Source organism: Corallococcus sp. EGB, assembly GCF_019968905.1.
In the GTDB taxonomy this organism is placed as follows: domain Bacteria; phylum Myxococcota; class Myxococcia; order Myxococcales; family Myxococcaceae; genus Corallococcus.
Genome location: NZ_CP079946.1, coordinates 7,205,799 through 7,218,419, shown reverse-complemented (window position 1 = coordinate 7,218,419; position 12,621 = coordinate 7,205,799). Strand labels below are relative to the sequence as shown.

Below are 12,621 nucleotides of genomic sequence, written 5' to 3'. Positions count from 1 at the left end.
CCCGCGCTCCTTTTGGGAGGGCGGGCCTTCACGCGTCCGGATGGGACGGGCGGCTCAGGCGGCGTGGTAGCGCGCGAGCACGCAGGTGACGTTGTCGTTGCCGCCCGCCGCGTTCGCCAGGTCGATGAGCTGGCCGCAGGCCTTCTCCAGCTCCGGGGTGCGCGACAGGATGTCCTGCATCTGCGCGTCGCTGATCATGCCGCTCAGGCCGTCCGAGCACAGGAGGAAGACGTCGTTCTCCAGCGGATCCACGCGCGAGACGTCCACCTGCACCTGCTCCTTCATCCCCAGCGCGCGCACGATGACGTTCTTGTGGGGGAAGTTCTCGATCTCCTCCGGCGTGAGCTTCTTCGCCTTGAGGTAGTCGTTGAGCAGCGAGTGGTCCTCCGTCACCTGCTGGAGGATGCCGCCGCGGAAGAAGTACACGCGGCTGTCGCCCACGTGGCCCACGTAGGCCGCGTTGTCCGCGAAGTGCACGGACACGATGGTGGTGCCCATGCCCTTGTACTTGGAGTCCGCCGTGGCGCGCTCGAAGATGCGCGCGTTCGCCAGCTTGATGCCGGTGGCCAGGCGGTTCTCGTCGTAGTTGCGCTGCTTGTCCATCTTGAAGGGCCAGGTGGCGTCCTGGTCCTTGGACGTGAGGCGGAAGAACTCACCCAGCTCGTCCACGGCGATGCGGCTGGCGATCTCCCCGGACGAGTGGCCGCCCATGCCGTCCGCCACGCAGACGAGGTTCTCCTCGGGGAGCACGAGGTAGTTGTCCTCGTTGTGGTTCCGCTTCATCCCGACGTGGGTGCTGCCGGCGACCTCGATGCGCATGCGAAGGGACTCTTCCGGGGAGAGGCGTGAAAATCGGGGCGCGACGTTAACAAAGCGCTCCAAAAGGGGTCAAAAACCTCTCGTCTGTCCCAGTGTTCCACCCTCCGGGTGCGGGTCGGGGGAGGGGCATCCGCCTCGGAGCCCTAGTCGCCAGGGGCCTCTGCGGGGGTGAAGACCAGGCGGTCGCCCTCCTGGGTGCCGCTGGCCAGGAGGACCCCGGCGGGCAGCTCCAGGACGGAGCGGGCCTTGAAGTAGATGGACGAGGCGCGCCACGGCGGCAGGGCGGACAGTTGCTTGACGATGCGCCCTTCCGCGTCCAGGAAGGCGACGTCGATGGGGATGCGCATGAAGAAGGTGTGGATGGAGTTGCAGGGCTCGATGTGCATCCCGCCCCCCATGGGCAGCGAGGCGCGGCCCATGAGCCCCTGGAAGCGCTGGACGAAGGACTCGGCGCGTTCAGCGCGGTCCGCGAGCAGCCGCTGCCGCGTTTCGTTGGTCACCCTCCAGTGCATGTCCGGTGTTCTATCCCATGCTTGAGCCGCTGGCGTCCCCTCTGCACCTGGTCCTCGTGTCGCCCCAGATTCCGCCCAACACCGGCAACGTGGCCCGGCTGTGCGCGGTGACGGGGTGCCGGCTCATCCTGGTGGAGCCCCTGGGGTTCTCCATCGACGACCGGCACCTGAAGCGGGCCGGGCTGGACTACTGGGACAAGGTGTTCCTGAAGCTGTACCCGACCTATGACGCCTATGTGGCGGAGTACCCCCAGGCCCGGCGGTGGCTGTTCTCGGCCCGGGCGGAGACGTCGCTGTACGCGGCGCGGTTCGAGCCGGGGGACCACCTGGTGTTCGGCTCGGAGGTGACGGGGCTGTTGCCGGAGGTGATGGAGGGGGGGACGGGGACGCCGGTGACCATTCCGATGCTGCCGGAGCGCCGGAGCTTGAATCTTTCGACGTCGGTGGGGATTGGCGCCTACGAGGCGCTGCGTCAGGTGCAGCTGGGGACAGCGGCCAGGCAGGCGCCGCCGTCGAATTGAGGGGAGGGCGGGACGGGCTACACTCCGTGGCCGAATGTCCGCCTCGCAGGTCGCCGAAGCGCTGTACGCCGCCCACAAGTCCCGAGCCACCGGCCGGCTGACGCTGCACGCCGGTGGACGCGAGTCCGCGCTCTGGCTGCGCGAAGGCGACCTCGTGGGCGCGAAGCTGGGCTTCGGGTACCAGACGCCGGCGCAGGCGCTGTTCCAGGGCGGGTTGTTGAACATGGACGCCCTGGACGCGCTGTGGGCGCGGGGGGGGGCGGCGGCGCCGGACGAGGAGCTGCTGGAGGACGGCGGACTTCAGCCCGCGGTGGTGCACGAGCAGCAGGTGCTGGCGCAGGTGCGGCGGCTGAGCGAGCTGGCGGAGCGCGCGGACTTCGAGGCGGAGGCGGTGGAGGCGGCGGGGGACTTCGCGCCCATCGCGGGCGTGCGGGTGGTGCGCGCGGCGCTGGAGCCGACGCCGAGTGAGCCGGTGCCGGCGAGGGTCTACCGCTGTCCGGAGGTGGCGGCGTGCGAGCCGTGGCTGACGGATGCGTCGGAGCGGAGCCTGCTGGAGACGCTGGGAGCGTTCCGCCAGCCGGAGTCGCTGACGGGAGCGCAGCAGGCGCTGCTGCGGGTGCTGGAGCGCGAGGGCCGCATCGAGGCCCTGTCCGTGGAGGAGTGGGAGGAGCGCGAGCGGCTGCGGCGCGAGGAGGAGCTGCGGCAGGCGGAGGAGGAGGCCTGGGCCATCGAGGAGGCCCGCCGGCGCGAGGAGGCGGAACGGCGCGCGGAAGAGGCTCGGCTCGCGGAGTTGGCGAGGCTGGAGGCGGAGCGCCTTGCTGAAGAGGCACGGCTCGCGGAAGAGGCTCGGCTGGCGGAGCTGGCGCGCATCGAGGCGGAGCGGCTGGCGGAGGAGGCTCGGCTTCGGGCGGAGGAAGAGGCTCGGCTTGCGGAGGAGGCTCGCCTCGCGGAGTTGGCGCGGCTCGAAGCGGAGCGGCTGGCGGAGGAGGCTCGGCGCGCGGAGTTGGCGCGGTTGGAGGCGGAGCGCCTTGCCGAAGAGGCCCGGCTCGCGGAGTTGGCTCGCATCGAGGCGGAACGGCTCGCTGAAGAGGCACGTCTTGCTGAGCTGGCGCGGTTGGAGGCAGAGCGGCTGGCGGAGGAGGCTCGGCTCGCGGAGCTGGCACGCATCGAGGCCGAGCGGTTGGCAGAAGAGGCTCGGCTCGCGGAGCTGGCACGCATCGAGGCAGAACGGCTCGCTGAAGAGGCTCGGCTGGCCGAGTTGGCACGCATTGAAGCCGAGCGGCTGGCGGAGGAGGCACGCCTCGCGGAGTTGGCGCGCATCGAAGCCGAAAGACTCGCTGAAGAGGCTCGTCTCGCGGAACTGGCTCGCATTGAAGCGGAGCGCCTTGCGGAAGAAGCACGGCTCGCGGAGCTTGCTCGGCTCGAAGCGGAGCGGTTGGCGGAAGAGGAGCGTCTCGCCGAACTGGCTCGCATTGAAGCGGAGCGGTTGGCGGAAGAGGCCCGGCTCGCGGAGTTGGCTCGCCTTGAGGCGGAGCGGGTCGCGGAAGAGGCGCGGCTAGCCGAAGAGGCTCGGCTGCGTGCCGAGGAAGAAGCTCGCCTTGCTGAAGAGGCTCGGCTAGCGGACGAGGCGCGGCTTCGCGCGGAAGAGGCGCGGCTGCGTGCCGAGGAAGAGGCTCGCCTTGCTGAAGAGGCTCGGCTAGCGGAGGAGGCGCGGCTTCGCGCGGAAGAGGCGCGGCTGCGTGCCGAGGAAGAAGCTCGCCTTGCTGAAGAGGCTCGGCTAGCGGAGGAGGCGCGGCTTCGCGCGGAAGAGGAAGCGCGTCTCGCGGAAGAGGCTCGGCTCGCTGAGGAGGCCCGCCTCGCTGAAGAGGCCCGACTGGCCGAAGAGGCTCGCCTTCGCGCGGAGGAAGAGGCCCGTCTTGCGGAAGAGGCGCGTCTGGCCGAAGAGGCTCGCCTTCGTGCGGAGGAAGAAGCCCGACTGGCCGAAGAGGCTCGCCTTGCGGATGAGGCTCGGCTTCGCGCGGAGGAGGAGGCCCGGCTCGCGGAAGAGGCCCGCCTTGCCGAGGAGGCCGCTCGAATCGAAGCGGAGCGTCTGGCCGAAGAGGCCCGACAGGCCGAGGAAGCTCGGCTTCGTGCCCTTGAAGAAGCCCGCCTCGCGGAACTGGCGCGTATTGAAGCAGAGCGCCTTGCCGAAGAGGCTCGGCTTGCTGAAGAGGCGCGCCTGGCCGAAGAGGCTCGGCTGCATGCGGAAGAGGAAGCACGGCTGGCGGAAGAAGCTCGTCGCCGCGCGGAAGAGGAGGCTCGGCTGGCGGAAGAGGCTCGGCTAGCCGAGGAAGCGCGCCTCGTGGAAAAGGCTCGCCTTCGTGCCGAAGAAGAGGCGCGTCTGGCTGAAGAAGCCCGCCTTCGCGCAGAGGAAGAGGCTCGTCTCGCAGAGGAGGCCCGACTCGCGGAAGAGGCCCGACTTCGTGCGGAGGAAGAGGCGCGCCTTGCTGAAGAAGCGCGTCTGGCTGAGGAGGCCCGTCTCGCCGAAGAATCTCGCCTTCGTGCGGAAGAAGAGGCCCGCTTGGCCGAAGAGGCGCGACTGGCCGAAGTGGCTCGTCTCGCCGAAGAAGCTCGCTTGGCCGAAGAGGCCCGTCTTCGTGCGGAGGAGGAAGCACGGCTCGCTGAGGAAGCACGTCTTCGCGCGATCGAGGAGGCCCGGCTGGCTGAAGAGGCACGCCTCGCAGAGGAGGCGCGGCTTGCGGAAGAAGCTCGGCTGCGTGCCGAGGAAGAGGCGCGTCTCGCTGAGGAGGCACGCCTCGCCGAAGAGGCCCGTCTTCGTGCGGAGGAAGAGGCACGCCTCGCAGAGGAGGCACGCCTCGCCGAGGAGGCCCGTCTTCGTGCGGAGGAAGAGGCGCGTCTCGCTGAAGAGGCGCGTCTCGCTGAAGAGGCGCGCCTCGCCGAAGAGGCCCGTCTTCGTGCGGAGGAAGAGGCGCGTCTCGCTGAAGAGGCGCGTCTCGCGGAAGAGGCTCGGCTTCGGGCGGAAGAAGAGGCGCGTCTCGCTGAAGAGGCGCGTCTCGCTGAAGAGGCGCGTCTCGCGGAAGAGGCTCGGCTTCGTGCCGAAGAAGAGGCGCGACTGGCCGAAGAGGCCCGCCTCGCTGAAGAGGCTCGTCTCGCGGAGGAAGCGCGCTTGGCAGAAGAGGCGCGCATCCGTGCCGAAGAAGAGGCTCGGCTAGCCGAAGAGGCACGCCTCGCAGAGGAAGCACGGCTTCGCGCGGAGGAGGAGGCGCGTCTCGCCGAGGAAGCCCGCCTTCGTGCAGAGGAAGAAGCACGGCTGGCGGAAGAAGCGCGACTGGCTGAAGAGGCTCGGCTTCGTGCCGAAGAGGAGGCCCGGCTCGCGGAGGAGGCCCGTCTTCGTGCCGAGGAAGAAGCGCGCCTCGCCGAAGAAGCACGTCTTGCCGAAGAGGCTCGGCTGGCGGAAGAGGCCCGTCTTCGTGCGGAGGAGGAAGCACGGCTTGCTGAGGAGGCGCGCCTCGCGGAGGAGGCCCGTCTTCGTGCCGAAGAGGAGGCTCGAGTAGCCGAAGCGGCACGGCTTGCGGAAGAGGCCCGCCTCGCGGAAGAGGCGCGGCTGGCCGAAGAAGCTCGCCTGCGTGCGGAAGAGGCGCGGCTGGCGGAAGAAGCCCGCCTTCGCGCGGAAGAGGAGGCGCGTTTCGCGGAAGAGGCGCGACTGGCCGAAGAAACGCGGCTGCGTGCTGCCGAAGAGGCCCGTCTGGCGGAAGAAGCGCGCCTCGCGGAGGAGGCCCGTCTTCGCGCCGAAGAGGAGGCTCGACTCGCTGAGGAATCGCGGCTGGAGGAAGAAGCGCGCTTGCGTGCGGAAGAAGAAGCGCGCCTTGCTGTGGAGGCCCGTCTTCGCGCCGAGGAAGAAGCACGTCTCGCCGAAGAGGCCCGCCTCGCCGAAGAGGCCCGCCTCGCTGAAGAGGCCGCACGAAGCGAAGCCGCTCGGATCGCCGAGGAAGCCCGTCTTCGCGCCGAAGCCGAAGCTCAGCGCCTGGCCGAAGCCGCCCGCCTCGCCGAACAGGCCCGGGCCGCCGAGGCCCAGCGCCTGTCAGACCAGGGCAAACCCGCCCATCCCCCCTCACTCCCCCGGCGCACCCGCCCGTCCGCGCCCCCCACGCCGCCCCCGGTCCTCGTCCCCGTCGCCGCGGCGCCCCAGGAGCCGGAACCCCTCACGCTCGGGGTCGAGGACATCATCCTCACCGCGGAGCCGGAACCCGCCGCCCCGGCGAACTGGGCGGACTCCATCCCCGCTTCCTCCCGCGACGCGCTGGAACTGCCCGCCACCGACAACACCTCCGCCCTCACGGAAGCCCGCAAGCGCGCCCAGGCCGCCCTGCTCCAGGACATGGCCGAGGCCCTGCGTCGCTCGGCCTCCGTGCCCATGGACCCCTGGCTCACCGAGGAGTCCTCGCGCTTCCCCGCCGCTCCACCCCCAGAGCCTGACCTCCCCCTCCTCGAGGTGGAGCCCGAGAGCTGGGGCGACATCGTCCCCGCCGCAGCGCCCCTTCCTGATACCCGCGCCGCCGCGCCGGCCGCCCCCGTCGTCCCCGCCGAGGCGCCTCCCCAGCCGGACCTCTGGGCCGTCCAGCCCCCCAAGTTCCCCGCGTCCTCCACGCCGCCCGTGCGCCCCGGCCGCGCCAGCGAGGACGACCTGTGGCGCATCGTCTCCTTCGACGAATCCAACGACCCCGCCCAGAACCTCGCCGCCTCCTTCGAGGCCGCCCTCCAGCAGGTGGACGCCCACCTGGAAGCCCTCATCCGCTCGGATGTCCGCTCGGCGGGCGATGCCAACGAATTCCTCGTCGAGGCCATCGTCGAGGCGACATTCGAGCCACTGCCTTCCCCCCGAGCCTCCGCCTTCCCCGGTGACAACGCGGGGGCTTCTGGCCAGACTGGGGATGAGCTGTCCGGTGATCTGGACGACTGGGATTTTGACGAGGACGACGTGGCGGCCGAAGACCCCTCCAACCCCGACGAAGCCTCCAAGCTCCGGCGCCAGCGCCTCCTGCGCCGCGCCATGGAGAACATGGGCACGCTCGGCGCCCGCCCCGTTCCCCCCGCCGCGGGCACCCCGGCCACGCCCGAATCCGCCGCCCCGCCGCCCGCCGCCGCGCCCCCGGAACCCCCCAAGCCCGACGAGGGCCGGCTCGCGCAGCAGATCGAGCAGCGCTACGCCGACATCCAGACGAAGAAGGACCACTTCGTCACACTGGGGGTTCCGCAGGACGCCACGCGCGACCAGGTGAAGGCCGCCTTCCTGAGCCTCGCCAAGGTGTTCCACCCGGACCGGCTGCCGCCTTCGCTGCCCCACCTGGCGCCGAAGATCACCGCCGTCTTCGAGTCCATCCGCGAGGCCTACGAAGTCCTCCACGACGACACCCGCCGCAAGAACTACCAGCAGGCCCAGCAGGGCGCGCAGGCCGCCCCCAAGCCTCCCGCGGCCGCCAGCGCCCGCCCCGGCAGCCCCGCCGCGGCCCGCGCGGACACCAACGCGGACGACCTCTTCCGCATGGGCGAGGTGTTCTTCCGCAAGCGCGACTTCATCGCCGCCAGCGAACACTACGAGCGCGCCCACGCCCTGGACCCCAAGCCGCTGTACCTCGCGGCGCGCGCCTGGGCCGTCTACATGGACCCCAGCCGCAAGGCCGACATGCCCCGCGCCAAACAGTGGATGGCGGACGCGGTGCGCGCCGACCCGAACTGTGATCGCGCCCACTACCAGCTGGGCGTCATCGCCCGCGTGGAAGGGGACATGGACCGCGCGGAGAAGCACTTCCGGGAAGCGGTTCGCGCGAACCCCAAGCACCTGGAGGCGAACCAGGAGCTGCGGCTCATCGACATGCGCAAGAAGAACCCACCCAAGAAGGGTCTCTTCCGCTGACCCGCTTGTCCCCCGGGGAGGGGACCGGCCGGTTTTCCGGACAGTCCCGCCCATTGACACACCTGGAAACCGGACCCGATGCTTGCGCTCCACGGGGCGCGTCCGTCGGATCCGCCGCCCCGCCCGTCTTGAAAGGCATGCCACGTGGCCAAGCAGCACCTGCTCCTCGTCGATGGTGACGCGAAGAGTCTGCGCGTGATGGAGGTCAGCCTGAAGAAGGCCGGCTTCTCCGTCACGACTGCGATCCACGGCAAGGATGCGCTGGAGAAGGTCCAGATCAGCCCGCCGGACCTCGTGCTCGCGGACACCAAGATGCCGGAGATGGACGGCTTCGAGCTCTGCAAGGCGCTCAAGTCCGACGAGCGCTTCAAGTTCATCCCCTTCGTCTTCCTGACGAACCAGAAGTCGGTCGAGTTCAAGGTGCGCGGCCTGGAGCTCGGGGGCGACGACTACCTGACGAAGCCCATCTACATCAAAGAGATCGTCACCCGCGTGAAGATGATCCTTCAGAAGGCCGAGAAGGAACGCATCGAGAAGCGCGAGACGACCAAGGGCGGCTTCGCGGGAAGCCTCGCCGACATGGGCGTCGTGGACCTGGTCCAGACGTTTGAAATCGGCCGCAAGACGGGCGTCATCTCCATCCAGGGCGAGCGCACCGGCGTCGTCTACTTCAAGGAAGGCCGCGTCATCGACGCGGAGCTGGGCCGGCTCAAGGGCGAGAACGCCTTCTACCGCCTGCTCAACACGTTCGAAGGCCAGTTCGACGTGCAGTTCACCACGTTGGACCGCCCGGAGCGCATCGAGGTCTCCACTCAGGGCCTCCTGATGGAGGGCATGCGCCGGCTGGACGAGTGGGGCCGGATGCTCGAGCAGCTCCCGCCCCTGGAGACGGTCTTCGAGATCGACTACCACCAGCTGGCGGATCGCCTGTCGGAGATCCCCGACGAGGTGAACGGCCTCCTGCGCCTGTTCGACGGCAAGCGCGCGCTGTCGCGCGTGGTGGAGGACTCGGACTTCGAGGACCTGGCCGCGCTGGGCATCATCAGCAAGCTGTACTTCGAAGGGCTGATCCGCGAGCTGGGCAACGCGCCGCAGGAGCCCGTGCAGAGCCGCAAGCCGGGCATCGAGCAGTGGCTCAACGCCGCGCCGCCCATCCCCGTGGAGACCGCGCCCGCGCAGGAGGCCGCGCCGGCCCCGGTGGAGCCGCCGCCGGCGGAAGCGCCCCCCGCGGCGGAGGTCCCGCACACCGAGGCCCCGGCGCCCGCGCGGCCAGAGCCCGCGGAAGAGGTCACGCCCGTGGCGCAGGTGGCGCCCGCGCCGGCCTCGGCGCAGCCCGCGCAGGTGATCATCTTCCCGCCGCGCGTCCGCCCGGGTGACGCGCCTCCCGCGTTCGGGCAGGAGCCGGAGCCCGTGGTGCCTCCGCTGTCTCAGGAGGGCTCGTCGTTCCTCGTGGAGCCGCCCCCGGCGCACCGCGCGGTGGATCATGCGCGGCGCAGCCTGCTGCTCGACTGGAGCCGGGTGGACACGGAGGGCCTGAGCGCCTCCAGCACCTGGGGCCCGGGTTCGCCCTGGGGGGCCGCGTCCCGCGCTCCGGCCGCGCCCAGCCCCTTCGCCGCCGCGCCCGCGCAGGCGCACGTGGAGCCGCCGCCCTCGCGCCCGCCCATCTTTGGGGGCGCGGCCATCGCGCCCAGCCCGCTGGCGCCCGTGCCGCCTCCCACGCCGGCCCCGCCGTCGTCCGAGGTGACGCTGGTCAGCGGCACGGAGGCCTTCCAGGAAGAGATGCCGGTGGAGGAGTCCGCGCCGCCGCAGCTCGCGCTGCCGCCGTATCCGGGCCACGGCATCGTGCCGCCCCAGGTGGCCCCGGTGGCGCTCAACGTCGAGTTCCCCGCGACGACGCCCTTCGACGCGCAGCCTGCCGCCCTGGAGCCGGTGGAGCCCGCCGCCCCACAGGACGTGCCCGCGTCCGAGGCGTACTTCACGGAGCCCGAGGCCCCCGCTCCCGTGGCGCCCCCCGCCGCCAGCCCGAGCCCCACGGCGCCGGCGAGCCCCGCGTCCACGCACGGCCCCGCCGCCGCGGCCAGCACGACCTCCGCGAAGCCCGCGAGCGCGAAGCCCGCGCACGACGAGGACGACGCGGAGCTCATCGCCGCGATGAAGCCCAAGCGCACGGGCCTCTTCGTCGCGGGCGGCCTGCTGCTCGTCGCGGCCGTGGCCGCGGTGGTGATCTCCAAGGGCTCGGGCGGCACCGAAGCGCCGCGGCCCACCGAACCCAAGGTGACGCAGCCCACGAAGCCCGTGGAGGCGCCGAAGCCGCCGGAGGCGACGCCCAAGCCGCCGGACGTCGCGCCGCCGCCCGCGAAGACCGCGGACGCTCCGGCCGACGCGGGCGCCCCGCCGGCGAAGACCGTCACCGCCCCGGAGGACGCGGGCGCGGCGCCGGTGAAGACGGCCACGCCCGAGCCCGCCGCCATCCCCGACGCGGGCATCGCCGTCGCGCCCACGCCGGAGGCGACGCCGCCCGTGGCGCAGGCGAAGGCCACCTACGCGGACTACATCAAGGACGGCCGCACGTTGCTGGCGCGCAAGAGCTTCAAGTCGGCCATGGGCGCGTACCGCAAGGCGCTGGCGCTCGATAACGACTCCGTCGAGGCGAAGACGGGCCTGGCCATCTCCCTGGCCAACAACAGCAGCACCAGCGAGTCCGGCTACCGGGAAGCGGCCAGGCTGCTCCAGGACGTCGTCAAGGCGGAGCCCAAGAACGCGAAGGCCTGGTTCTGGCTGGGCAGCTCGCTCCAGTTCTCCGGTGATCAAACCCGAGCGGCCGAGGCCTATAAGAAGTATCTGTTCCTCGAACCGACGGGAAGCTCGGCGGACGAGGTGCGTGCCCTGCTCAATGGGATGAAATGAGCAGGGGAGGCGGCCTGTCCGCCTCCTGCCCGCCCTTGTTGTCGGAGTCGTCGTGCTCGTCCTGGGACTTGAAACCTCGTGCGATGAAACCGCCGCCGCCGTCGTGGAGGACGGGCGGCGCGTCCTGTCGGACGTCGTCTCCACGCAGGTGGACATCCACCGCCGCTGGGGCGGCGTCGTCCCGGAGCTGGCCAGCCGCAATCACATCGTCCAGGTGATGCCCGTCATCCACGAGGCCCTCACGCGCGCGAACCGGACGCTCGACGACATCGACCTGCTCGCGGTCACATCCGGCCCTGGCCTCATCGGCGCGCTGCTCGTGGGGCTCCAGGTGGCCAAGGGGCTGAGCCTCGCCACCGGCAAGCCCTTCGTGGGCGCCAACCACCTGGAAGGGCACCTGCTCGCCATCCGCCTCCTGGAGGACGCGCCCGCGCCGCCGTTCCTGGGGCTCGTCGTCTCCGGCGGACACACCAGCCTCTACGAGGTGCGCGACTACGGGAACTACCGCCTCGTGGGCCGCACGCGCGACGACGCCGCGGGCGAGGCCTACGACAAGACGGCGCGCATCCTCGGCCTGCCGTACCCGGGCGGGCAGCCCATTGATCAGCTGGCGCAGAAGGGCGACCCGGAGGCCATCCGCTTCCCGCGCGCGCTGCCGGGCGACAACTTCGACGTGTCCTTCTCCGGCCTGAAGACGTCGGTGCTGCACCACGTCCAGAAGCACGGCGTGCCGGAGGGCCAGGCCCTGCACGACCTGTGCGCGTCGTTCCAGGAGGCGGTGGCGGACGTGCTGTCGAAGAAGCTCGTCGCCGCGGCCCGGAGGCTGGGCCACAATCAACTGGTGCTGTGCGGCGGCGTGGCGGCGAACTCGCGGCTCAGGGCGCTGTGCAAGCAGCGCGCGGAGGAGCGGGGGCTGCGCATGTTCCTGCCGCCGGTGCGGCTGTGCACGGACAATGGCGCGATGATCGCCGTCGCGGGGTATGAAGCGTGGCGCCGCGGCTTGCGCGGTGACTTCCGCCTCGCGGCCGACCCCGCCTGGCGCATGGAGTAGGGACCTGACAGTGGATTCTCCGCGCGACATCCTCAAGCGCCACGGCCTGCGCGCCAAGCACAGCTGGGGACAGAACTTCCTCGGGGACCCGGACGCGCTCCAGGCCATCGCGGACGCGCTCGCCCTGCGCGAGGGCGAACCCGTGGTGGAGCTGGGCCCCGGCCTGGGCCACCTCACGCGCTTCCTCGCCGCCACCGGCGCGCGCGTCACCGCCGTGGAGCGCGACCGCGACATGGTGGCCGTGCTGGAGAAGGAGGCCATCCCCGGCGTGCGCGTGGTTCCAGGCAACGCCGCCACGGTGGACTTCGCCCAGGTGGCCGGCGCGCCGGAAATCGCGCTCGTGGGCAACCTGCCGTACCACCTCACCAGCCCCATCCTCTTCCAGGTGCTGGAGCAGCGCACCCGCATCTCGCGCGCCGTCTTCACGCTCCAGAAGGAGGTCGTGGTGCGGCTGGCCGCGGAGCCCGGCAACCGAGACTACGGGCTGCTCACGGTGCTGCTCGGCCTGCACTTCGACGTGGAGAACGTGCTCACACTGGAGGCGTGGCGCTTCCATCCGCCCCCGAAGGTGGACTCCGCCGTGCTGCGCCTCACTCGGCTCAAGCAGCCCCGCGCGCCCCTGGTGGATGAGGCCCGCTTCACCCGGCTGGTGAAGGCCGGCTTCGCGCAGCGCCGCAAGACGCTGATCAACTCGCTCAAGTCCGACAAGGGCCTGGCGCCGCCGGAGGTGCTGCTCGCCGCGCTCCAGACGGCGGGCATCGACCCGGGCCGCCGCGCGGAGACGCTCTCCCCGGAGGAGTTCGCCGCCATCGAGCGCGCCCTGGGCCCCATCACCGCCATGGCGCCGCCGCCCCCGGACGCGCCGGAAGAGGACACCGCGCAGGAGTAGGGGAGCCC

General features: G+C 71.2%; 7 protein-coding genes. 5 read left to right on the top strand and 2 right to left on the bottom strand.

Annotated features, from left to right (window positions below):
* Nucleotides 1-54: 54 nt before the first annotated feature.
* The gene (locus KYK13_RS29310; RefSeq protein ID WP_223636286.1) at nt 55-819 is read right to left on the bottom strand and encodes a Stp1/IreP family PP2C-type Ser/Thr phosphatase; all 765 of its coding nucleotides are present in this window, start codon (nt 817-819) and stop codon (nt 55-57) included.
* Between the two features lie 143 nt (nt 820-962).
* Nucleotides 963-1,331 carry a DUF192 domain-containing protein gene (locus KYK13_RS29305; protein ID WP_223636284.1) on the bottom strand — a complete coding sequence of 123 codons (369 nt, stop codon included), beginning with the start codon at nt 1,329-1,331 and terminating at the stop codon, nt 963-965.
* A gap of 17 nt (nt 1,332-1,348) precedes the next feature.
* Between KYK13_RS29305 and KYK13_RS29300 the strand changes: the two genes are divergently transcribed.
* The 5 genes from KYK13_RS29300 (at nt 1,349) to rsmA (ending at nt 12,613) form a co-directional block, all read left to right on the top strand.
* Nucleotides 1,349-1,852 (top strand): tRNA (cytidine(34)-2'-O)-methyltransferase, encoded by a 504-nt coding sequence (locus tag KYK13_RS29300; RefSeq protein WP_223636282.1) that lies wholly within the window; start codon nt 1,349-1,351, stop codon nt 1,850-1,852.
* Nucleotides 1,853-1,886: 34 nt separating this feature from the next.
* Complete coding sequence (locus KYK13_RS29295; RefSeq protein WP_223636280.1) at nt 1,887-7,766, top strand: J domain-containing protein; 5,880 nt, start codon at nt 1,887-1,889, stop codon at nt 7,764-7,766.
* Nucleotides 7,767-7,910: 144 nt separating this feature from the next.
* Nucleotides 7,911-10,673 carry a DUF4388 domain-containing protein gene (locus KYK13_RS29290; RefSeq protein ID WP_223636278.1) on the top strand — a complete coding sequence of 921 codons (2,763 nt, stop codon included), beginning with the start codon at nt 7,911-7,913 and terminating at the stop codon, nt 10,671-10,673.
* 52 nt (nt 10,674-10,725) lie between these two features.
* Entirely contained in the window at nt 10,726-11,724 is a 999-nt protein-coding gene (tsaD, locus tag KYK13_RS29285; RefSeq protein ID WP_223636276.1) for a tRNA (adenosine(37)-N6)-threonylcarbamoyltransferase complex transferase subunit TsaD, read from the top strand.
* Nucleotides 11,725-11,734: 10 nt separating this feature from the next.
* Complete coding sequence (gene rsmA / locus KYK13_RS29280; protein WP_223636274.1) at nt 11,735-12,613, top strand: 16S rRNA (adenine(1518)-N(6)/adenine(1519)-N(6))-dimethyltransferase RsmA; 879 nt, start codon at nt 11,735-11,737, stop codon at nt 12,611-12,613.
* Nucleotides 12,614-12,621 lie beyond the last annotated feature (8 nt).

Excerpts from the sequence above, each read along its gene's own strand:
- KYK13_RS29310 (WP_223636286.1), bottom strand. The coding sequence starts at position 819 with ATGCGCATCGAGGTCGCCGGCAGCACCCACGTCGGGATGAAGCGGAAC.
- KYK13_RS29305 (WP_223636284.1), bottom strand. The coding sequence starts at position 1,331 with ATGCACTGGAGGGTGACCAACGAAACGCGGCAGCGGCTGCTCGCGGAC.
- KYK13_RS29300 (WP_223636282.1), top strand. The coding sequence starts at position 1,349 with ATGCTTGAGCCGCTGGCGTCCCCTCTGCACCTGGTCCTCGTGTCGCCC.
- KYK13_RS29295 (WP_223636280.1), top strand. The coding sequence starts at position 1,887 with ATGTCCGCCTCGCAGGTCGCCGAAGCGCTGTACGCCGCCCACAAGTCC.